The sequence below is a fragment of the Eggerthella guodeyinii genome (genome assembly GCF_009834925.2).
GTDB classification, from domain to species: Bacteria; Actinomycetota; Coriobacteriia; order Coriobacteriales; family Eggerthellaceae; genus Eggerthella; species Eggerthella guodeyinii.
This window is the reverse complement of the sequence record NZ_CP063310.1, coordinates 928,351-949,154: the sequence shown is the minus strand read 5'-3', so window position 1 is coordinate 949,154 and position 20,804 is coordinate 928,351. Positions and strand designations below refer to the sequence as shown.

Here is a 20,804-nt window from a genome sequence, read left to right as displayed (position 1 = left end):
GCTACACCTCCTCGTAGTACGTGTCGGGGTTCTCGGGGTCGAAGGGCTCGTTGGCCCACATGAGGGTGACGAGGTCCCGCTCGTCCGACAGGTTGGCGATGCTGTGCGTCCAGCCGGGTATCATCTCGACCACCTCCGGCTCCTCGCCGGACACCCGGTACTCGACGACGGGGTAAGGCTCGCCGCCCTCGTCGGTCCCGACGCGGCGCAGCCGGACGAGCCCCTCGCCCGACACCACGCAGAACTTCTCCCATTTCGCATGATGCCAGTGCTGGCCCTTCACGACGCCCGGTCGCGAGACGTTCACCGAGACCTGCCCGCGGTCGACCGTGCGCAGCACCTCGGTGAAGCTGCCGCGCCCGTCGCGGTTCGCCTTCAACGCGTAGGAGAAGTCCGACGGGTCGAGATAGCTCAGGTACGTCGAGTAGAGCTTCTTAGAGAGGGAGCCGGCCGACACGTCGGGCACGTCGAGCGTCCCCCGCGCTTCGCGGAAGGAGCGGAGCAGCCCCACGATCTCCGCGAGCGTCGCGCGGTGGACGGGGCCGGCGCAGCAGAGCCCGCCGTCTCCGCGGCTCGCGTTGCCGAGGAGCGCCTCGAGCATCTCCGCAACCAGGTCGTCGACGTAGAGCAGCTCCAGCTCGGTCGCGGGGTCGTCCACGCGGACGGGCAGGCCCCTCGCCACGTTGTGGCAGAAGGTGGCCACCGCCGAATTGTAGTTCGGGCGGCACCACTTGCCGAAGACGTTCGGGAAGCGGTAGACGAGGACGTCGGCCCCCGTGCGCTCGGCGTGCTCGCGGAACAGCCGCTCGCCGGCCAGCTTGCTCTCGCCGTACGCGCTGCCCGCGTAGCGGCCCTCGAGCGAGGCTTGAGCGGAGGAGGCCAGCATCACCGGGCAGCGGTTCCCGGCCCGCTCGAGCGCCCCCAGCAGCTCGGAGGCGAACCCGAAGTTGCCCTCCATGAACTCGGAGGCGTCCTTCGGCCGGTTGACGCCGGCCAGGTTGAACACGAAGTCCGCCTCCGCGCAGAACGCCTCGAGGTCGGCGGCGCTTGAATCGCGGTCGTACTCGAAGACCTCGAGCGGCAGCAGCGGGGCGTAGCGCGCGCGGCGGTCCTTGCCGTCGCGGACGCATTTGAGGGTCTCGACGAGGTTGCGCCCGACGAAGCCCTTCGCGCCGGTCACCAGCACCTTCATCGCGCACCCCCCTCGGCGAGGGCCTCCCGCACGTATTCGGCCGTCTTGATCTTCTCGACGGTCGCCGCCGCGTCGAGCCGCTCGGTGTTGTGCGAGGTGTAGGAGTCGTCGGCCTGGGTGCGGACCTCGCTGCCCACCGTGAACTTGTCGTAGTTGAGGTCGCGCGTGTCGGCGCGCACGCGCCAGTACCCGCCCATGTCCTCGGCGCGCAGCCGCTCCTCGCGCGTCATGAGCGTCTCGAAGAGCTTCTCTCCGTGCCGCGGGCCCACCACGTTCGTGCCGGTGCGGCCGAACAGCTCCTGCACCGCCTCGGCCAGGTCGCCTATGGTCGACGCCGGCGCCTTCTGGATGAACAGGTCGCCGGGGTTGGCGTGCTCGAAGGCGAAGCAGACGAGGTCGACCGCCTCGTCGAGGTTCATGAGGAAGCGGGTCATGGACGGGTCGGTGACGGTGACGGGGTCGCCGCGGCGGATCTGGTCCATGAACAGCGGGATGACGCTGCCCCGCGAGCACATGACGTTGCCGTAGCGCGTGCAGCAGATGGTGGTGCGCCCGGCGCCGTTGCGGGCGTTGGCGTAGATGATCTTCTCCATCATCGCCTTCGACGTACCCATGGCGTTGATCGGGTAGGCCGCCTTGTCGGTGGACAGGCACACCACCTTGCCTACCCCCTCGTCGATGGCGGCGTGCAGCACGTTGTCGGTGCCGATCACGTTGGTGCGCACGGCCTCCATGGGGAAGAACTCGCAGGAGGGCACCTGCTTGAGAGCGGCGGCGTGGAACACGTAGTCGACGCCGCGCATGGCGTCGCGCACCGACTGGGGGTCGCGCACGTCGCCGATGTGGAAGCGCACGCGGCCGGCCTTGTCGGGATGGCGCTCCTGGAGCGCGTGGCGCATGTCGTCCTGCTTCTTCTCGTCGCGGCTGAAGATGCGGATCTCCCCGACGTCGGAATCCACGAAGTGCTTCAGCACCGTGGAGCCGAAGCTGCCGGTGCCTCCCGTGATCATGAGGGTTTTGTTTTTGAGCGTTCCGTTATTCAGCAAGGGAGCATCCTTCCTTCGCGAGCAAGTATAGAAAGCGGGTGTTCGTCACGGCGTATCGCTTAAAAAGCCGTTTCGGTTCCTGGATGAGACGATAAAGCCATTCCAAGCTGGCATTCTGCATCCATCTTGGTGCTTCTGGCGTAATGCCGGCCAACACGTTGAATGCGCCCCCTACGCCTACCATAAGCGCTTGGGTTTTCCCCTTGAGTCGCGCGCACAGCTCTTCCTGTCGCGGCGCCCCTAGGCCGACCCACACGATGTCCGCCTCCGACACATTGACGCGATCGCACAGCTCTTGCTCTTCGGTCTCGCTCAAATCTCGGAACAAAGAGGGTTCGTAACCCGCAATCCGAAGGTTGGGATAGTCCTCTAACAGCTTTTCGGTCAATACGGCGATGTTCGCATCCGTGTTTCCGTAGAAGTAATGGCTCAGGCGGCTGGAAGAGCCATCCCCGAACACCTCGCGCATGAGATCGGGCCCGGTCACGCGCCCCATCTCGGGGGCGACCTTCGAGCCCAGGACGGAGAGCGGCTTCCCGTCGGGAAGCGACAGGAACGATCCGGCTTGGATGTCGCGGTACGCCGCATCGTCGTGCGCCATGACCGTGGTATGCACGTTGGACACGCACACGTATGACCCCCGCGCAGCGCCTGTCGTGAGACCGTCCTTGATAACCGAAAGCGCCGAATGCATGTCAACTGCCGAGATGGGGACGCCGATGACGTTTGCCCTGCGCGTCGGCTGCGTGCCCATCTAGCACGCCCCCTTGCCGTCGAACATCGTTATTACCGTCTTCGCGATCACCCGCAGGTCCGTCGCGAAGGAGCGCTCCTCGATGTAGGCGAGGTCCATGGCGACCATGTCGTCGAACGTCGTGTCGCTGCGGCCCCTCACCTGCCAGTAGCCGGTGAGGCCGGGCTTGACGGACAGGCGGCGCATGGCGCGCTCGTCGTACTGGGCGACCTCGGAGGGCAGCGGCGGGCGCGGGCCCACGCAGGAGAGCTGGCCCGCGAGGCAGTTGAGGAACTGGGGCAGCTCGTCTATCGAGTGCTTGCGGATGAAGCGGCCTATGCGCGTGACGCGCGGGTCGTCCTTGATCTTGAAGAGCGGGCCGTCGGCCTCGTTGAGGTCGGCGAGCTCCGCCAGGCGCTCGTCGGCGTCCTTGTGCATGGAGCGGAACTTGTACATGTCGAAGGTGCGCACCTGCCCGTCGCGCCCGATGCGGCCGACGCGCTTCTGGGAGTACAGGGGGTTGCCCGGGCTCTCGAGGCGGATGGCGACGCAGAGCGCGATCGAGGGGACGAGCAGCACGGCGATCGCGGCGAGCGAGAAGGCGATGTCGAAGGCGCGCTTGACGAAGCGGTAGGCGAGGCGGCGGTCGGCGCGCTCGGGGACGGGGACGGGTCCTTCGGCCTCGGAGACCAGTTCGGGGGCGAGGAACGCCACGTCGGAAGCGGCCATCGGCTCCGTATCCCCGAGGGTTTCGCTCGACTTTACATAACCGCGCTTATCGAGTGATAGCGAAATGTGCGGGGTCACCATGACCCCGCACAACTGACAAACCGCGACGCCATCTGTACCAAAATCGGTACACTACCGGCGTCCCTACTCCCCCGCGCGCTCCACCAGATCGATCAGCTCTTGCTGAGAATGCACGTCGAGCTTGGCGTAGATGTGCTTGACGTGGCTCTTCACCGTGTTGCGCGACACCACGTAGCGGTCCATGACGAACTGGCCGTTGCGCCCGCGCGCCAGCATGGCGAAGATCTCCGTCTCGCGCTCGGTCAGCCCGCGCGCCTCCCCCAGCTCGGCGCACCGCTCCTCGATGCTGAGCTCCTGCGGCTCCGGCTCCCCGCCGACCGCAGCCGACGCCGTCCCGCCGCTCACGCCCACCACGCCGCGGATGGTGTCGCTGAAGCTGAACCTCCGGAAGCCCAGCCACAGAAACGCGACGAACGCGAACAGCACGGCCTCGGCGATGAGCATGGCCGCGTCGCTGTTCGTGCCCACGAGGTCGTTCGTCGTGTGGCCCGCGATAGCTCCCACGTCGGTGCCGACGGAACCCATGAAGCGCACGAGCGCGAACGTGGGCAGCAGGGCCAGCAGGTTCCGGCGACCCACCGCCAGCACGACGAGCCACACGAGCATGTCGAAGCAGCGCGCGCCGATGCGCAGCAGCGCGTTCGCCGACGGCAGGTCGGTCAAAAACGTGAACGGCGCGATGATGAAACCGGCCACCACGAGCAGCATCGAGAACGAGAACAGCAGGTCCTCCTTGCTCTCGCTGCGCGACAACAGCATCCACAGCGCCACGCCCACCAGCACGAACGCCGAGATGCTCACGCTGATGGGCGCGTGCGACACCTCGTTGAGCGTGAGCCCGTAACCCGTCGCCACGCTGAACAGCCCCACGCAGAGGAACAGCGCATGGGCCGGTTGCAGGAACGACTCGGGGTTGGAAAGCTCCAGGCTCGCAGGGGGCGCGCCGTGCGCCACCTCGTCGAGCACCGGCGCGCTGCGGCGGTACAGCAGCACGATGACGAGCGCGTACGCGCCCACGACCTCGATGACCCCCATCTCGAACGGAACGATCGGGTGCGCCACGCGCGCCACCTCGCCCAGCGCCATGCCGCACACCACGCTCACGAGCACCGCCCTCGACGACCTCAGCGAGGAAAGCGCCGATGCCAGCAAAACGGACGCCCAGGACGAGGCCGCGTTGAAGAACAGGAACCCCGCCACCGTCAAAGGGCCGTCCGCGAGGCGCAGCGCGAACTCGAGCACGAACGCCGCCGTGATCGCGCAGCCGAGCGCCACCACCGTCAGCAGCCGGCGATCGAGCAGCGACGGCTTGCGCGTGGCCACGAGGAACACGGCCAGGAACAGGACGCCCGACGACAGCGTCGATATCTCGCGGGCGATGCCGTAGTACTCGGCCACGCGCGCGTACAGGCTGGCGTTCAGGACGCCCCCGGCGCATCCCATGACGCCCAGCGCGATCATGCACGCCGCCACGGTAACGCTCATGGCGCTCCCCAGCCCGCGAGCGCGCTCCACGATTGACTGCAAGGTTCCCTCCCCTCGTCGCTTGCTCCCATTGTAGGCGAAACCGCCGCCGAGCGCGCCGGTTATCCTCGCCAAGCCTGCCTTTCACCAGCCGATTCAAGGCGAATCACCCCCGCAGGGGGAGCGGTGCACCACCTGCGAACCTGCCGGAAACGCCCCCGGCAGGGTGGTTTCAAGCGCCGCATAGCGCCGTAGGATGCACGGCGAGGGAAGCGGTTTCCCACCCGGAACCGCACGAACGCATCGCAACGCACAGGAGGATCATCATGGGAACGAACGACACGATCGGAACGACCGGAACGAACGCCGCGGGCATCTCGCGCCGCAGCTTTCTCGGCGGCGCCGCGGGCCTCGGCGCGCTGGCAGCGCTCGGCCTGAGCGGCTGCGCGCCCAAGGCCGCAGGCACCGCCGAAGCCGAGAACGCCTCGAGCGCCGCGGGCGCGACCGCAGGCGTCGCCGACAACAACGCCGTGGCCGTGGACGACGGCAGCGCCGCCATCACGGTGGACTGGCTGGGCGCCGCGCCCGAGACGGGCGACATCGCGGAGACGAAGGACACCGACCTGCTCATCGTCGGCGCGGGCAACGGCGGCATGATCGCCGGCGCGTACGCGTCCGATCAGAAGATGGACTTCATCCTGTGCGAGAAGGGCACCGAGGTGGGCGCCACGCGCCACTGGTTCAACGCCGTCGACACCAAGCCCTTCACCGACCAGGGCTATCACACCGATCGCGCCCGCCTGCACGGAGAGTGGGCCCGCTACTCCAGCGGCACCTGCGACCACAACCTCATCAACATGTGGATGAACGAGAGCAACGACATGTTCGAGTACGTCGACCAGTACATGAGCGCGGCCGGCGCCGTGGTCATCGCCGACGAGTTCGAGATGCCGGGCGGCATGGGCGCCACCGAGTTCTACACCCCCTGCGGCGAGCACCACTACGCCAACGCCGAGGGCGGGCGCGACGGCGTGCCCGACCGCAACCAGCTGTTCGAGCAGGTCATGAACGACAACGGCTACGAGATCTCCTACAAGCACGAGCTGGTGAAGCTCGTCACCGACGACGCGGGCAAGGTGACCGGAGCCATCTTCAAGACCGACAACGGCAACGTGCAGATCAACGCCAAGAAGGGCGTGCTGCTCACCACGGGCGGCTACTCCGCGAACCCCGCCATGCTGTCCTCGCTGTCCCCCATCACCACCGCGTCGGTGACCGCGCTCGGCTACAACCAGAACAACACGGGCGACGGTATCAAGGCGGCGCTGTGGGCCGGCGCCGTGAAGGACATCACGAGCGCCACGATGATCTTCGACCGCGGCCTCGTAACCCCGGGCACCACCGCCGGCTACACCGAGGAGTCCGTCAAGGCCGGCAATCCCCAATGGCCGGGCAACGGGCAGTTCAACCCCGGCACCCAGCCCTTCCTCAAGGTCAACCTACGCGGTGAGCGCTTCGCCCTCGAGTCCGCCGACTACGACTACCTGCCCCACGCCGCGGCCCAGCAGCCCGGCGGCGTGTACGTCAGCGTGTGGGACGGCAACTTCGGCGACGACGTGCAGCGCTTCCACACGCTGGGATGCTCGGCCATGACCCGTCAGGCCGTGCTCGGCGCCAAGAAGGAGGACGGCTCGTACGATCTGGACAAGTACTTCGAGAAGGAGCTCGCCGACGGCCGCCTGCAAAAGGCCGACACCCTCGAGGAGCTGGCCGACAAGCTGGGCTTCGACGCCGATGCGAAGAAGACCTTCCTCGCCACGTGCGAACGCTACAACGAGCTGTACGACGCGCAGGAGGACGCCGACTTCGGCAAGGAGCCCTACCGCTTGTCCGAGCTGCGCACCCCGCCGTTCTTCGGCGCCACGCTGGGCGGCACGCTGCTCACCACCATCGACGGCGTCCGCATCAATGCCGACTGCCAGGCGCTCAACACCGACTTCGAGCCCATCGAGGGCCTGTACTGCGCCGGCGACTGCTCCGGCTCGCTGTTCAGCGGCAACTACCCCGACCAGATGCACGGCGTGGCCTGCGGCCGCACGATGACCGAGGCGCTCCACGTGGTGAAGCTGCTGGCCGCCCAGTAAGACGCGCGCATCCCCGATCGGCCGCGCGCATCCCTCCCGCGCGCGGCGCCCCAAACGCGCCCCGGCTTCCTCCGGGGCGCGTCCTATTCAGGCGTGCGCCAGGCGCAGGGATCGGGCGAAGCCAGGCCGCGCACGCCCATGATGATCATCTCCACGCCGTTGGCGAACGACTCCTCCGAATACGCCGCGTCCACGATACGCTGCCACACGGGAGCGTCGTCCACTGCGGCACCCGCTTCCTCGTCGGCCTGCCGACGCTGCGCCGCGGCGATCGCGCTGCCGTTGAAACCGGTGAGGAACGCATCGATCATCGCCCACGCCTTCGTGAGCACCGGTTCGGGCATCCCCTGGTCCAAATGGAGCGACACGATCTTCTCGGTGTGCGCCGCAAGGCCCTCGTACGCGATGCGCGGGTCGAGGTCGATGTCGTTCATGTGGGGGTGCGCGCAGTATTCCCGATGGATCGACGTCATGGTGCGGCGCAGCGTGTCGTCCCACCGCTCGCCCGGCACCGGGTCGGTGTCGAGCGTTTCCATGAAACGCGTGAGCACCGCCACGAGCACCTCCTCGCGCGAGGAGAAGTGCGCGTAGAACGCCATGGCCGACACGCCCAGCTCCGCGCCGAGCGCGCGCATCGTGAACGCGCCCATGCCGTCGCGGTCGATCATGTGGTACGCCGCATCGACGATGCCGTCCCGCGTCAACCCGCTCTTGCGCCTTTTCCCGGTTCCCGCATCCACGTCGCGTCCCTCCTGCCAGCACCGCTTTTCGCCCAGCATAGCACGACTGCCGCCCGCCCCGCGCCCCTCGAAGCCATCGTCCGCGAAAAACCAGGAGGGCCGAAGCGCATCGGCTTCGGCCCTCCTCCTCAAGCGCGCCCCGCCTTACGCCTGGGGATCATGCGGCCAATCGTGGCAGTGCAGGCACTGGTTGTCGGTGACTTCCTTGTCGCGCGCGTGACAGTTCACGCACGAGCTGTAGCCGCCGTGGATGGAATCGTGCGGGTTACTCTGGCCGTACGACGAGGTGGTTTCGGCCAGCGCCTCGTACGAGCCGCCGTGGCAGCTCAGGCACTGCTCGTCGGACACGTAGGCGCCGGTGCCGTCGCCCGCGGCAGCCTGCGCCGTCTTCGCCGAGGAACCCTCGGCATCGGCGCCGGCGCCGGAGTCGGCCGCCTGGGGCGCGCACGCCGCCAGCCCCAGGGCCAGGGCCAGGACGAGCACGACCGTCGACAACGCGCCGAGCGTGGATCGTTTGACGTTCAACATGGCTTACGCTCCTTTCACCACATGCTCGGCGGCCACATAGCCGAACGTGACGGCGCGTCCGATGGACGTTCCGGGAATATGACGAGGGTAGTTGCCGGCGAAGAAGTTGCCCGACGCGTTGCCGACGGCGTACAGGCCCTCGATCGGCCGATCGTCGACATCGAGCACGCGGCACGAGCCGTCGATGGTGAGACCGCCCACCGTGGCAAGCACGCAGCTGTTCGTGGTCAGCGCGTAGTACGTGGCGCCGGCGAACGGGGCGACGCTTTCCATGAAACGGTTGAACTCGAGGTCCTTCTTGCTCTCGCAGTAACCGTTCCACGCGGCGACGGTCTGCTCGAGGCCGTCGGGGTCGATGCCGCATTTCTCGGCAAGCTCGCGCGGGCTGGCGGCGGAAAACGCCCATCCCCTCTCCTCGAACTCGGCCAACGCCTCCCGCGCGCCGGCAACCTCCTCGTCGGACGCCCCCAGCATGCCGTCGTCGAACACCTGCCAGCAGTTCGCGCCGTACGCAGGCTGCGCGTTCTGCGCGTTCGACACGGCCTGGAAGGGAAGATCCTCGTTCACGTAGCGCTTGCCCTGGGCGTTCACGTTGATCGCCAGCCAGATGGGCGTCCACACGCGCGCGTCGAAGAACGAGTCGGGGTTGCCCCAGCGGAAGTTCATGACCGGCTGCGGCAGCGAGTCCATCTGCGCGCCCACGGCCAGGCCCATCATATGGCCGTCGCCCGTGGTGCCCCAACCCGGATTCCACCAGCTCGACGACGCGTAGTCCTCCGGGCGCACCCACGCCTCCATCATCTCGGGGTTCGCGTCGTAGCCGCCGGTGGCCAGGATCACGCCCTTGCTGGCGTCGATGCGCGCGTATCCGTCATCGGTGCGCACGATGGCGCCCGCCACGCGGCCGCCGTCCTCGCGAACCAGCTGCACGGCCGGCGTGCGATAGCGCACGTCCAGGTTATCGTACGTGTTGGCAACCTCGGCCATCTCCAGGCACACGTAGATGCCCGAATAGCCCGAGCGCACGCCCGCGTCGGGCGGCAGCGACGGGCTGTCGTAGAATCCCAGCTCCGAGGGGATCGTCGGCATGCCGTTCGTGCTGGGCGCCTCCTCCACCGGCGTGATGACGAACCCGTTCTCGCCCTTGTCGAGCATCTTCTGCCAGAAATCGGTCGCCTCGCCCGATCGGTACACGTACGTGTTCGCCGGCTCGGGACGCGTGCGCCAGTAGGCCGAGCGGTAGATCTCGTCGAGCAGCTGCGCTGGGTCGATCTCGATGCCGGCGTCCTTCTGGCTTTGCGCGTTGTAGGCGCCGAAGCACTCGAAGCAGCCACGGCCCTTCGTCATCTTCTCGAGGCACAGCGTCTTCGCCCCCTCGTCGGCCGCCTTGAGCGCCGCCGTGAGCCCTGCGATGCCCGCGCCGATCACCAGCACCTCGCACTCCTCGGTCGTCACGATCTCGCTTGCGGCGATCTCGCGTTCTTCGTAGGCGATCGGGCCGCGCGGCCCGGGACAGGTCGCTTTCGCCTGGTTCGACCACGCGGATCGGTACCTCGCGTCCGCAGCGTCCTCGCCGGCGGCTGCTTCGTCACCGAAGGCGACGCCCGTTGCGCCCAACGCGCCCAACGCGCCGGCAGACAAGCCGGCCAGGCCGATCCCCTTCAGGAACGAGCGACGCGACACGTCGTATCCTCCCATAGCTCCTCCTTGTTCGTTTACTTTACAGCGTAAAGAGAATGGTAGCGCGTTTTCTTTACGTTGTAAAGCATCAACGCGCGCGAATGCGCTGCGGGAAGAGGAAGGGGGACGCGAAAAGGAACCCCGGCGGGATCCCTTTCACGAACGAATGTTTCACGTGAAACACCGATGCTCGGCAGATGCCGCGCGAAGCGGCGCGGGCGGGGCGCTACTTCCGCACGCCGGTCATCGTCTGCTCGACGATGCTGTTCATCATGTCGGGGGTGAGCATGCCGCTGATATAGCCGAAGATGTTGCCGTCCTTGTCGATCATGAACGTCGTGGGGAACGACATGATGCGGTAGCCGCTGAACATCGTGCCTTCGGTGTCCATGAGCACCGGGTACGTGATGCCCTGCTCGTCGATGAACGCCTTGACCTCGTCCACGCTCACGTCGCTGTTGTTGGGATGGCTGTCGGTTTTGGGGTTCGCCACGCCCAGCACCACGAGGTCGCCCTCGTTCTCGCCGCGGTCCTTGTACAGCGCCTCGATGTCGGGGATCTCGCGCTGGCACGGCCCGCACCAGGTGGCCCAGAAGTTGAGGAACACCGTCTTGCCGCGATACTCGTCCAGCGAGTGCTCCTCGCCGTTCTGGTCGACCAGCTTGAGGTCGGCGAGGGGCGCCGCTTGCACGTCGGCATCGCTCGCTGCGCTGCCGGAAGCGTCGTTCTTGCCGGCATCGGAGGAGCCGGCGCTGCCGCTGTCGGCATCGTTGCCGCCCTTCGACGCGCCGTCCGCGCCCTGGTCGGCGGGCTGCTCCTGCGCGGCCGGCACGCCGCCGAACGACGACAGGTAGCTGGTCACGCCGTTCATCCACCCGGTCACGGTCATGATGCCCATCACGATGAGCAGCGCGCCGCCCACCTTCACCGTGTACTTCACCACGTTGCCGTGCGTGCGGAAGAACCGCAGCACCTCGCCGGTGAACAGGCCCACCGCCAAAAACGGCAGCACGAAGCCGACCGTGTACACGGCCACCAGCCCGAAGCCCGCCGCAGCCGACGCGCTCGACGACGCCATCAGCAGCACGCTGGCCAGCACGGGGCCCACGCACGGCGTCCACGCGAAGCTGAACGTGAAGCCCAGCACGAGCGCCACGAGGGGGTTCATGGCGAAGCGGCCCAGCTGGAACGGCAGGCGATGCTCCTTCTCGACGAGCTTCGTCTTGCCGAACACGCCCAGCATGTACAGGCCGAACGCCACCATGATGACGCCGGCGATGACCGAGAACACGCGCTGGTTGCCCGTGAAGAACTGGCCGAGCGCCGTGAAGCCGAAGCCCAGCAGGAAGAACGCGAAGCTCACGCCCACGACGAAGAACAACGTGTTCACGAACACTTTCTTGCGCGGGTACTCGATGGTGCCGTCGTCGTTCGTCTTCGCCGCACCGCCGGCCAAATAGCCCACGTACAGCGGGATCAGCGGCAGCACGCACGGCGAGAAGAAGCTCAGCAGGCCTTGGACGAACACGGTGAGCGCAGGGATGCTCGATTCGAGGGAAAAGCCCATGGCCGTCTCCTAGCTTCCCGTGCCGACGGACGCGAGCTCGCCGTCGAGCGACACGACCCCGCAGGGGCCGAAGATGCGGTGGTCGATATTGGCGATCGTGATCTGCGCGAGGCGTTCACGGCAGCGCTCGTCCAGGTCGAGGAATAGGTCGTCCATGATGCCCTCCATGCCGGAGGCCACGAGGCACTCCATGTCCACGCCGCCGCTGTGCCAGCTCGATTGTACGAACCGGATGTCCAGCGCCTCCGCAACCATGCGCAGGTTGAGCGTCGAGGCGTCGCCCGCGAACCGGTAGCCGCCGACGTTGCCCTCGCGCGTGGTCACGAAACCCGCCCGCTTGAGCGGCGCCATCACCTTGCGCACGCGGGCGGCGTTCGTGCAGATGTTCTCGGCCAGGGCCTCGCTTGAGACGATGTCCGCTCGGTGGTTCAGGTACACGAGTGCGTGCACCGCTACGATGAAATCGCTGTTCATGGTATTGCTCCGTCTCCGACTATCAACTGTTCACTTTCTTTATACAGTAACTTTTGTACAAAAGAAAGGTACAGTTGGCGAAAAGCTGCGAATCTCCGATGCCAGGCAGCACCGCGTCGCCCGAACGGCACTGTCGGCCCAAAAACACGGAATTCAGACGAAAACCGTGTGCTCGGGCCGACAGTGCATCCCCACGCCGGAAGACTCTATCGCTTCAAGCTCGACAAGATGCCGGGCCGCGCGGGCGGGTTCGGAAGGCGGATCAGCCGCGGCTCGAAGTCGAACAGCTCCGCGGTGGACACGGTCGAGCTCACCGTCAAGCAGTTCTTGAGGCACGCGTCGGCGCACAGGTTGCACTGCACGCAATCGGCCGCCGAGAACTCGAGGAAGCTGCCCTCCCCCTCCTCGGGAACGAGCTCGCTCTTGCGCAGCGCGCCCGTGGGGCAGAACACCGTGCACATGTTGCACGAGCTGCACGTGTCGGTGTCGATGGACACCGAGCCGAACAGCCGCGTGTCGATCTCGGGCACCACCGGGGATCCCAGGCGATCCATCGCGTCCAGCACGAGCATGCGCCGTTGCGGGTTGAACTGCGGCAGCGTGCCCGCATCGGACATGCGCAGACGCTCGCGCAGCGACGGGGCCGCGTTGTCGTTCTTGAACACCATCACCTCGGCCGTCTTGCCCGCGGCATCCTTCGCCCTCGTGCGCGCGCTCGTGAAGAAGCCGCGTCGCGACTCGCCCAGCAGCGTGCGCTTGTCCTCCAGCAGCACTTCGTCGGGAAACGCCGACGCGCGCGTCACGCGAATGTCCGAGCCCTGCGCGGCCGCCAGCTCGTTCGCCGAGGCCACCGTGGCGTCGATGCCCGGCACGTTCGCGCGGAACTTGCACGTGGCGCACGTGCCGTCCACCAGCACGATGTCGCTCACGCCGCGCGCGGCGAGCCCCAGCAACACGCTCTCCTCCATGCGCGCGAGGCACGGGACCTCCGCGAACTTCGCAGGGTCGGCCAGGCGCTTCGACGCGATGCGCGCGCACGCGAACACCGCCTGCCCGTCGGTCGCCGCCACGCCGGCGGCCACGCTCGAGGCGAGATCCTCGTCGAGCGGGCGCAGCGGGATGAGCGCCTCGACCGGGCACACCGTGGTGCAGGCGCCGCACGCGACGCACCCTTCCGCGTCGAGCTCCAGCACGTTGTCGGCCGCGAACACCGAGCCCGTCGGGCACGCGTCGGAGCACTTCGCGCACGACGCGTGGCGGTTGCGCACCACCACGCAGCGATCGCTCGCCAGGTACACGGCCTTCGACTCCAGCGCCTCGGCCACTTCCACTATGTCTACCAGGTTCGGCATGCCAATCCCTCGTCTCGTCTTCCCCTACTTCTCGAGGAACGTCTCCTCGATGGCGTGCAGCTCCTCGGGCGTGTTCGCGTTGATGAAGCAGCCGCCCATCGGCTCGGCCTCCAGCACGCGCTCCTGCGGAAACTCGCACACCTGCACGTCCGCGAAGAACCCCTGGGCGCGCTTCTCGCCGCGATCGAGCGCGGCGCGCACGGCGGGCAGGCAGCCCATGCGACGGTACATCGCGTGGAACGGCTCGAACCCGTGCTTGTTCACCGGCACCACCACGTCGGCGCCCGTCTCGTTCATCGCCAGCGCCTCGGCCACCACGAGCGACGCGGAGGCGAACACCATGTCGCACGCCACCACGGCCACGTACGGGTTGCGCGCGGCCTGCAGCGCCGTGTACAGGCCCGGCAGCGCGCCGCGCACGTTGAACGCGTCGCACACCAGCTGGATGCGGAACTGCGGGAACTCGGTATGCAGGAAGGCCAGCTTCTCCGGCTCGTTCGTCGTGATGACGAGGTCGTCCGCCACCGGTCCGAGGCGCTCCACCAGCCGGCAGATCAGCGGACGGCCCGCGAACGGCACGGTGGCCTTGCTCTGCCCCATGCGCCGGCTCTCGCCGCCGGCCTGGATGACCACGGTGACGCGCGGGCGCACGAAGCGCTGCTCCACGAAGTCGGCGAGGCCCGCGATGTCGTCGAGCGCGAACGCCGGCACGTGGTACAGCTCGGCCGCGTGGCGCGCCTGATCGATGTCGGTGACGACGGCCACCGTGTCCGACGTCGGCAGCTTGTTCGAGATGTCGGCGTAGTCGGGATGCTGCGTCTTGAAATGGTCGCCCGACGCGTCCTCGGCCTGCTGCGCGGCGCGGCGCAGCTGCTCGCGCGCCTCGTCGTCGGCCGGCGGCACGGTGCCGCGCGTGAACTGGGTGAAGTCGGTGCCCAGCGGCCACCCGCTGCGCGCGCCCTCGGCGAACACGTCGGCCACCCGCGCGTCGGCGTCGTTGCCCGAGCGCATGATCTCGATGGTGGGCAGCCCGCTTTTGCGGTACCCCTCCACCACCACGATGTCGTGGCCCGGCATGCTGCGCACGATGTCCGAGCACTCCACCTCGCCCTCCACCGTCTTGATGCGCGCCATCTGCCCGGGCGCGGCGATCACCGTCTCGCGCGCGCCGGCGGCGCGGTGGCGATACGAGTCCTTCCCGGGGTAGTCGATATCGAAGCCCACGTGGCTGTGGTGCTTCACGCTGCCCACGTCGCGACCGCGTCGCACCAGCTCGGCGATGAGCTGCTCGATGAGCGTCGTCTTACCTGAATTGTGCCGCCCGACAATAGCCAAGGCGGGGCTGGGAATGTTTACCATGTTCCACGCGTCCTTTCGGCGCACCAGTATAGCATGAAGCGCCGCGTGCGCCGCCGAAGGAGAGCTCGCCCGCCAAGGAGGCCGGACGAGCTCGATACGAGCGCGCGTCCCCCGTCGTGCCCCGCACCGCAACGGAATGCCCCTTCGACGCCCAACGCCGCGCAAGGAACTGCCGCAAAAACGGCTACATCCCCCCATCATTCGGCAAGGAAGGTCGCGCGGAAGCCGTGTTCCGCACGACCTTCGACGAGGGCGCGGGCGCGCGAATCCTCAATTTCTCGCCCCGGAGCAAGAACTTCATCATGAAAACCGCCTCGCATATTATCCCTGATTTTTCGTTTTGCCTGATCACAAGCACAACATCTGGATGCCGAACGGCGACGGCGCAACTCTGCGCACGATATAATGGCAGCGGGGTGCAGGCTTCGAGGAGGCAGGGGGCGCGACGATGCTCGCAGGGAAGAAGATCGCAGGCACCGTTTGTGCATGCGCGCTGGCGCTCTGCCTGGCCGGCTGCACGACGGGCGGGTCCGCCGAAAGCGAAGGCGCGGCGGGCGAAGGCGCAGCAGGATCGGAAACGCCTGCCGCGACCGCCGTCGACTCCTCGACCGCCCAGCCCGTAACGCTCGAGGAGTCGGGCTGGTGGGCCAAGGACGGCTACGTGCACTACGGCGTGACGGTCGCGAACCCCAACGACGACCTGGGAGCCGCGAACACGGCGCTGCGCGTGACGCTGTTCGACGGAAACGGAGAGGTCGCCTCCGAGCAAACCGACGAGATCGAACTGGTGGGCCCGGGAGCTCGAACGGGATTCGCCGGGACGGCGGGCGACGGGTGGGCTCCCGCCGCCGTGACGTTCGAGCTGGTGGAGGGTTCGACCGTCTGGGAGAGCGCAGAGGACTATCAGGAACCGCTGCTCATCGAAAACTTCGAGGAAGAGGACAAGCTGTACTTCCGCTACGAGGTGACCGGCCAGATCGCGAACCTGACCGACGACTACCTCGGAACCGCCTCGCTCAGCATCCTGCTGCGCGACGACGCCGGATCCATCGTGGCCGGCTACACGGGGGCCGCGTACCGCATCAAGGCTGGGCGTACCAAGGATTTCCTGGTCACGATGCACTCCGCCCCCGATCACGCCGCGACGGAGGTGTACGCGCAACCGCGCTGATGCCATGCCCGACCTGACCGGTTACATCGCCTTGCTCGAACGGCTGCAGAGCAACCACCTCGAAGTGGATGCGCGGCGCTGCCTGGCGGTGCGCAACCGCAACGCGCCCTGCCGAAGATGCGCGGAGGCCTGCACGTCCGGCTGCATCAGCTTGCACGGCAACCGCCTCGCAGTGGATGCGCAGCGTTGCACGGGCTGCGGCACGTGCGCCACGGCCTGCCCGACCGGCGCGCTCGAGGCGCGCATGCCCGACGATCGCGAGCTCGCAGCCCAGGCGATCCGCGTCTTGCACGCCGCAGGAGGCGTCGTCACGTTCGCCTGCGCCCCCGCGCGCGAAGCGGCCGCGGCGCACCTCGACCCGGAACTCACCGTTGGCGTCGCCTGCCTGGGCCGCATCGACGAGAGCCTGATCATCCTGCTGGCCGCGGCGGGCGCACCGCAGGTTCGGCTCGTCTGCGGGACGTGCGATGCCTGCCCGCGCGGGCCGGGCATCGGCATCGCGCGCCGCGTATGCGACGATACCGCCGCGCTGCTGGACGCTTGGGGATCGCACGCCCGCGTCGAGCTGTCCGAGCGTTTCCCGCGCGTCTGCCGTCGCTCCGAGCATCCCGCGCACGACGCCGGACGCCGCGACTTTTTCCGAACGATGGGCGATGCGGCGAAAAGCGCCCTTCACGAGACGGCCGGGTTCGCCATCGAGCGGGTGTTCGACCAAGCCGAAGACCGCACGACCCGTTTCGATCATGTGCAGGCGGACGGGGCGCTCCCCCGCCATCTGCCCGCACGGCGCGCACTGCTGCTCGACATGCTGACCGAGCTCGGACAGCCAGATGGCAGACTCGTCGAAACGCGGCTCTGGGGCCACGCCGTCATCGACGAGGACCGCTGCAGCGGATGCGCGATGTGTGCGGTGTTCTGCCCCACGGGCGCCCTGTCGAAGACCGTCGACGAACGCGGACCGACCCTGGTCCACGCTCCGGGGCTCTGCGTGCAATGCCGCTGCTGCGAGGCCCTGTGCCCCGAAGGCGCGCTCACGGTATCCCAAGAAGTGTTCGCCGCCGACGTGGGAGCCGGCGCGACGGACCGCCATCCGCTGCATGGCGCGGCAACGGGCAAGAAGGGGCCCGACGCCATCAGGAACTCCATGCAGAAGCTCATCGACAGCCCCTACCTATGGGGCTAGAAACCGAACGGATCGAACGAGGAGGAAGCATGGCCATCAGCAGAAGGGAAGCCCTCAAGCGGGGCATCAGCTACGGGACAGGCGTCATCAACCACGGCAACGACAGCATCGCCTACGATCGCGCGCTGAAGACGTTCCCCGCCGACGACAGTTATGTCGCCTTGCGCGCGGCCATAGCCGAAGGCGATGCGGAAAGCGCGCTCCCGGCGGCGCAAGCCTTCCGGAAACGGTGCGGGGAGCTCGCCCTGAGCGAGCTGTACCTGCGTGCGGCGGCGGTGGTCGCCGCACTCGAAGAAGGAAGCCTCCCGCCCGTGGAGGAGCTGGATGCGCTCGACGCGGCGCGCGCGGGCATCGTCGCATACCTCGAGCGCGCCTGACGCGCTCTAGCCGCGGGCCCCCGCATCGAAAAAGTGAGGGGGCCGTGCGCGCCCGACGCGAGCGCGCACGGGCGCATCTCAGTAGCTGTGGCGCACCTCGTTGCCGCCGATCTGGGGCTGCATCCTGCGGAGAATCTGATCGGGACCGGGCCTCCAGACAGGATCGGGCAGCGGGCAGCGCTCCGTCTCCCCGCGGGCGAGCTGCAACGCGGACACGTTCGTGCTGGACACGATGGCGTGCTCGGGGCACACGTCTTGGCAGAGCCCGCAGTGCACGCACTCGGCCACGTAGTGCTCCACGCCCGTTTCGCCCGCGTCGGTTGCATACCGAGCCAAGGCTCCCGTAGGGCAGAACACCGTGCACATCATGCACGAGCGGCACCGGGAAGCGTCGATGCGGATATGCCCCCACAGACGCGTGTCCAGACGCTCGGCAACCGGGTCGCCGAGGGTTGCAAGCGCATCGAGCAGGCGATGCCGACGCAGGGGAACGAAATGCGGCAGCGTCCCGTCCACCATGACGTGGACGGGCTTGCGCGTCGCTTCGACGACGTCGGCCGAAGGAGCAGGGGGTTCGCCGACGCCGCGGGCGGCATCCGGAGGCACGTCGCGCTCGGGCAGGCGCAGGAAGCGCTCGCGAAGCACGTCGCGCTCCCGCGAAACGCCGTCTTCCGCAGCAGGCAGCTCGTCGGTCAGGACGACCGCGCAGTCCACGCCCCACGCATCCGCTATCGTCTCCATAGTCCGCGCGACCAGCTCCACGCTGCGCCAACCCGCCGCGCGCGGACAGTTTTCGCATGCGCCATGCACGAGAACGATCGTGCGCGCGCCCCGCACGCGCAGCTCCATGAGCAGCGACTCGTCCAGCCGGCTCAGACACGCGAGCTCGACGGCCCCCGCTGCCGCGCAAGCGTCCGCACGACCCTGCCACGCCTCATGGCAGGCGAACGTCACGGCCCCGTCCGCGCCGCGCGCATCGCTCGCGCGCGCCAGCAGATCGGCGTCGTTGGGATGGCAGGTTTCCAATGCGCACGTGGGACACACCGTGGCGCACGTGCCGCAGCCCACGCACCGATCCTGCGCGACGACGAGCGAACCGTCGCAAAACGAGATGGCTCCCGACGTGCACGCCTCCGCGCATCGGGCGCAGCTTGCATGCCGGTTGCGCACGCGCACGCATCGCTCGGGGTGAGCGTCCAGCCCGTAGCCTGTCAGCCGCCCGAGATCGGCCATCGCATCGACAACCGTCGCCTCCGCCGCCATCACGCTCGCCTCCCCTGCCCGGATTCGGCCGCCGCGTCGGCGCCCGACGACTCAAGCGCGTCGGCCGCCAGGGGCGCGGTTCCGCCCGATGCGGGCAGAAACGGGAAGGAGATGGCGTGGGCCGGACATGCGTCGACGCATTCGCGGCACTTCGTGCAGTTGTTGAGCGAGGTTTCGGACTGTGCGGGCCGGCGCACGTCGATGCGCTCCGGACACGCCTTCGAGCAGGCGAAGCACTTCGTCCCCTGGGAGGAGAACAGGCACGCCGCATCGTCCACGGCGGGTCGCAGCGTCTTGTTCGCTCCCGCGATCAGCGACATGACGGCGCCCAGCGGACAGAGCTTGCTGCACCACTTCCGCAGGAACGTCACCTCCGCCAGCAGCACGAGCGGCACCGCCACGACGGCCCAGGTTACGTCGCCGAACGCGAACAGCCGCATGACCAGCAGCACCGTCGCGAACGTCAGCCCCACCGGGCAGACGAGGCAGAACACCGGGAACCCGAACACCGCGGCCGAGGCCAACGCCCCCAGCAGCACCCCGAACCGCGAATCGAACTTGAACCGGTTCGGCTTCGCGGCAGGCGCGGAAGCCGCAACCGCAGCGGGCGCGCCCTGCTCCCCGACGCGCGCCGCCGCCCCCTCGTCCTCGGCCTTCTCGAGCGCACGCGCACGCTTGCGGCCGATGCCCGGGATCCAGCGCTGCAGCAAGGGCATGGGGCATATCCACGCGCAGAACACGCGGCCCAGCACGACGACCAAGACCACCACCAGCACGAACGATATGAGCGCGCGCGGCACGAACGTCTTGCTTGCCAGCAGGCTCTCCACGTACCCCAACGGGCAGATGACGGAAAACGCGTCCCAGCCGAATCCGCTCAGGTTCCCGATGCCGAACGCCGTGAAGTAACCGACGGCCGCCACGACCAGCACCGCCAGGATGGCCAGCATGCGCAGCGTCGATGCTTTCATCTTCTTCATGGGCACCCCCTTCCCTTACGCCTGCACCGGATGGACGGTGATGGCGCGCGCCGTCATCTTCTGGCTGTTCAAGCCCTCGCCCACCGAAGCGCTCTCCAAGCTCACGCACGCTTGCTCGCAGCTTCCGCATCCGTTGCACGCGTCCTCGTCGATGACCGGACGGTTGTGCTCGTCGAAGGCTATGGCATCGAGCGGGCAAGCGTTTTTGCAGATGGTGCACCCTTTGAGGCGCCACGCCAGGCACCAGTCGGTGTTGATGGAAGCCTTGCCCAGCAGCATCGTCTCGAACGAGGAACCGTCATCGGGGCTCAAGGCGCCCGAAGGGCACACCTCCACGCACCGGGCGACGCCGCCGTTGGATGCAGTGCAGTGATCGCACCATCCCAGCTTGCTTCCCAGCTGCGAGGCCGACAGCGAGAAGTTCAGCGCAGGGGTGCGCATGCCCACGATGCCGTCCTCGAGGTGGGCCGGCACGATGACGCCGCTCGGGCACACCTCCATGCACTTGCCACACCGCACGCACGCGCCCAAAAACCGCCCTTCGTCCTGAGCCCCCGGCGGCCGGCAGATCTCGCCGCTCGGCGCGAACCCCACCAGGCCCAGCGCCAACAGGGCGCCGGCGCCCGCCGCCCCCACCACGAACCCCCGTCGGCTCACCGATCTGCGACCCGCGCGGGCTCCCGTCCGGTCGACCGCCGAAGCCGTGGGCACGCCGCTCTCGTCTTCCCCGCTCATCGTTTC

Annotated in this window: 19 protein-coding genes; 4 read left to right on the top strand and 15 right to left on the bottom strand. The window is 67.9% G+C overall.

Translation table 11 applies throughout. The annotated features are described in order from the left end of the window. Window position 1: 1 nt before the first annotated feature. From GS424_RS03815 to GS424_RS03795, 5 genes are all read right to left on the bottom strand, one after another. Window positions 2–1,192 (bottom strand): polysaccharide biosynthesis C-terminal domain-containing protein, encoded by a 1,191-nt coding sequence (locus GS424_RS03815; protein ID WP_160943426.1) that lies wholly within the window; start codon window positions 1,190–1,192, stop codon window positions 2–4. Then, a complete protein-coding gene (locus GS424_RS03810; protein ID WP_280527518.1) occupies window positions 1,189–2,238 on the bottom strand; it encodes a polysaccharide biosynthesis protein in 1,050 nt (349 codons plus the stop codon). Before GS424_RS03810 ends, GS424_RS03815 begins: the two co-directional genes overlap by 4 nt. Next, window positions 2,228–2,992, bottom strand: a complete 765-nt coding sequence (locus GS424_RS03805; protein WP_160943427.1) for a WecB/TagA/CpsF family glycosyltransferase — start codon at window positions 2,990–2,992, stop codon at window positions 2,228–2,230. The genes GS424_RS03810 and GS424_RS03805 overlap by 11 nt, the downstream gene beginning before the upstream one ends. Beyond that, window positions 2,993–3,700, bottom strand: a complete 708-nt coding sequence (locus tag GS424_RS03800; protein ID WP_160943428.1) for a sugar transferase — start codon at window positions 3,698–3,700, stop codon at window positions 2,993–2,995. A gap of 144 nt (window positions 3,701–3,844) precedes the next feature. Then, window positions 3,845–5,266 (bottom strand): helix-turn-helix transcriptional regulator, encoded by a 1,422-nt coding sequence (locus GS424_RS03795; RefSeq protein ID WP_244977666.1) that lies wholly within the window; start codon window positions 5,264–5,266, stop codon window positions 3,845–3,847. Between the two features lie 323 nt (window positions 5,267–5,589). On the opposite strand from GS424_RS03795, the gene GS424_RS03790 reads away from it, so the two are divergent. Then, window positions 5,590–7,389: an FAD-binding protein gene (locus GS424_RS03790; protein ID WP_160943483.1), complete on the top strand. Its 1,800-nt coding sequence runs from the start codon at window positions 5,590–5,592 to the stop codon at window positions 7,387–7,389. 83 nt (window positions 7,390–7,472) lie between these two features. Here the strand turns inward: GS424_RS03790 and GS424_RS03785 are convergent, their stop codons facing one another. The 7 genes from GS424_RS03785 to mobB form a co-directional block, all read right to left on the bottom strand. Continuing rightward, on the bottom strand, window positions 7,473–8,129 hold the full coding sequence (locus GS424_RS03785) for a TetR/AcrR family transcriptional regulator (protein WP_160943429.1): 657 nt from the start codon (window positions 8,127–8,129) through the stop codon (window positions 7,473–7,475). 144 nt (window positions 8,130–8,273) lie between these two features. Continuing rightward, window positions 8,274–8,657 carry a cytochrome c3 family protein gene (locus GS424_RS03780; protein ID WP_160943430.1) on the bottom strand — a complete coding sequence of 128 codons (384 nt, stop codon included), beginning with the start codon at window positions 8,655–8,657 and terminating at the stop codon, window positions 8,274–8,276. A 3-nt stretch (window positions 8,658–8,660) separates the two neighbouring features. Beyond that, complete coding sequence (locus GS424_RS03775; RefSeq protein WP_160943431.1) at window positions 8,661–10,355, bottom strand: FAD-dependent oxidoreductase; 1,695 nt, start codon at window positions 10,353–10,355, stop codon at window positions 8,661–8,663. A gap of 208 nt (window positions 10,356–10,563) precedes the next feature. Further along, window positions 10,564–11,904 (bottom strand): redoxin domain-containing protein, encoded by a 1,341-nt coding sequence (locus tag GS424_RS03770; protein ID WP_160943432.1) that lies wholly within the window; start codon window positions 11,902–11,904, stop codon window positions 10,564–10,566. Between the two features lie 9 nt (window positions 11,905–11,913). Beyond that, window positions 11,914–12,378 (bottom strand): RrF2 family transcriptional regulator, encoded by a 465-nt coding sequence (locus GS424_RS03765; protein ID WP_160943433.1) that lies wholly within the window; start codon window positions 12,376–12,378, stop codon window positions 11,914–11,916. Window positions 12,379–12,584: 206 nt separating this feature from the next. Continuing rightward, entirely contained in the window at window positions 12,585–13,730 is a 1,146-nt protein-coding gene (locus tag GS424_RS03760; RefSeq protein WP_160943434.1) for a 4Fe-4S binding protein, read from the bottom strand. Between the two features lie 24 nt (window positions 13,731–13,754). Further along, window positions 13,755–15,089: a molybdopterin-guanine dinucleotide biosynthesis protein B gene (gene mobB / locus GS424_RS03755; RefSeq protein ID WP_160943435.1), complete on the bottom strand. Its 1,335-nt coding sequence runs from the start codon at window positions 15,087–15,089 to the stop codon at window positions 13,755–13,757. 448 nt (window positions 15,090–15,537) lie between these two features. Between mobB and GS424_RS03750 the strand changes: the two genes are divergently transcribed. Genes GS424_RS03750 through GS424_RS03740 form a run of 3 tightly spaced genes read left to right on the top strand, consistent with a single transcriptional unit; the run spans window position 15,538 to window position 17,820 of the window. Further along, window positions 15,538–16,260, top strand: coding sequence for an FxLYD domain-containing protein (locus tag GS424_RS03750; protein ID WP_160943436.1), 723 nt, complete (start codon window positions 15,538–15,540; stop codon window positions 16,258–16,260). Between the two features lie 4 nt (window positions 16,261–16,264). After that, entirely contained in the window at window positions 16,265–17,443 is a 1,179-nt protein-coding gene (locus GS424_RS03745; RefSeq protein ID WP_160943437.1) for a 4Fe-4S binding protein, read from the top strand. 29 nt (window positions 17,444–17,472) lie between these two features. Continuing rightward, window positions 17,473–17,820 (top strand): hypothetical protein, encoded by a 348-nt coding sequence (locus GS424_RS03740; protein WP_160943438.1) that lies wholly within the window; start codon window positions 17,473–17,475, stop codon window positions 17,818–17,820. Window positions 17,821–17,898: 78 nt separating this feature from the next. On the opposite strand, the gene GS424_RS03735 is transcribed toward GS424_RS03740, so the two are convergent. The 3 genes from GS424_RS03735 to GS424_RS03725 are packed head-to-tail and all read right to left on the bottom strand — an operon-like array spanning window position 17,899 to window position 20,798. Continuing rightward, window positions 17,899–19,083 carry a 4Fe-4S binding protein gene (locus GS424_RS03735; RefSeq protein WP_160943439.1) on the bottom strand — a complete coding sequence of 395 codons (1,185 nt, stop codon included), beginning with the start codon at window positions 19,081–19,083 and terminating at the stop codon, window positions 17,899–17,901. Then, complete coding sequence (locus GS424_RS03730) at window positions 19,083–20,063, bottom strand: 4Fe-4S binding protein (RefSeq protein ID WP_160943440.1); 981 nt, start codon at window positions 20,061–20,063, stop codon at window positions 19,083–19,085. Before GS424_RS03730 ends, GS424_RS03735 begins: the two co-directional genes overlap by 1 nt. A 15-nt stretch (window positions 20,064–20,078) precedes the next feature. Continuing rightward, the gene (locus GS424_RS03725) at window positions 20,079–20,798 is read right to left on the bottom strand and encodes a 4Fe-4S dicluster domain-containing protein (RefSeq protein WP_160943441.1); all 720 of its coding nucleotides are present in this window, start codon (window positions 20,796–20,798) and stop codon (window positions 20,079–20,081) included. Between the last annotated feature and the right edge of the window lie 6 nt (window positions 20,799–20,804).

What these genes read in the sequence shown, in the direction of transcription:
- GS424_RS03815 (WP_160943426.1), bottom strand. Translation starts at nt 1,192, where the DNA reads ATGAAGGTGCTGGTGACCGGCGCGAAGGGCTTCGTCGGGCGCAACCTC.
- GS424_RS03805 (WP_160943427.1), bottom strand. Translation starts at nt 2,992, where the DNA reads ATGGGCACGCAGCCGACGCGCAGGGCAAACGTCATCGGCGTCCCCATC.
- GS424_RS03800 (WP_160943428.1), bottom strand. Translation starts at nt 3,700, where the DNA reads ATGGCCGCTTCCGACGTGGCGTTCCTCGCCCCCGAACTGGTCTCCGAG.
- GS424_RS03795 (WP_244977666.1), bottom strand. Translation starts at nt 5,266, where the DNA reads ATGAGCGTTACCGTGGCGGCGTGCATGATCGCGCTGGGCGTCATGGGA.
- GS424_RS03780 (WP_160943430.1), bottom strand. Translation starts at nt 8,657, where the DNA reads ATGTTGAACGTCAAACGATCCACGCTCGGCGCGTTGTCGACGGTCGTG.
- GS424_RS03775 (WP_160943431.1), bottom strand. Translation starts at nt 10,355, where the DNA reads ATGGGAGGATACGACGTGTCGCGTCGCTCGTTCCTGAAGGGGATCGGC.
- GS424_RS03770 (WP_160943432.1), bottom strand. Translation starts at nt 11,904, where the DNA reads ATGGGCTTTTCCCTCGAATCGAGCATCCCTGCGCTCACCGTGTTCGTC.
- GS424_RS03765 (WP_160943433.1), bottom strand. Translation starts at nt 12,378, where the DNA reads ATGAACAGCGATTTCATCGTAGCGGTGCACGCACTCGTGTACCTGAAC.
- GS424_RS03760 (WP_160943434.1), bottom strand. Translation starts at nt 13,730, where the DNA reads ATGCCGAACCTGGTAGACATAGTGGAAGTGGCCGAGGCGCTGGAGTCG.
- mobB (WP_160943435.1), bottom strand. Translation starts at nt 15,089, where the DNA reads ATGGTAAACATTCCCAGCCCCGCCTTGGCTATTGTCGGGCGGCACAAT.
- GS424_RS03750 (WP_160943436.1), top strand. Translation starts at nt 15,538, where the DNA reads ATGCTCGCAGGGAAGAAGATCGCAGGCACCGTTTGTGCATGCGCGCTG.
- GS424_RS03745 (WP_160943437.1), top strand. Translation starts at nt 16,265, where the DNA reads ATGCCCGACCTGACCGGTTACATCGCCTTGCTCGAACGGCTGCAGAGC.
- GS424_RS03740 (WP_160943438.1), top strand. Translation starts at nt 17,473, where the DNA reads ATGGCCATCAGCAGAAGGGAAGCCCTCAAGCGGGGCATCAGCTACGGG.
- GS424_RS03735 (WP_160943439.1), bottom strand. Translation starts at nt 19,083, where the DNA reads ATGGCGGCGGAGGCGACGGTTGTCGATGCGATGGCCGATCTCGGGCGG.
- GS424_RS03730 (WP_160943440.1), bottom strand. Translation starts at nt 20,063, where the DNA reads ATGAAGAAGATGAAAGCATCGACGCTGCGCATGCTGGCCATCCTGGCG.
- GS424_RS03725 (WP_160943441.1), bottom strand. Translation starts at nt 20,798, where the DNA reads ATGAGCGGGGAAGACGAGAGCGGCGTGCCCACGGCTTCGGCGGTCGAC.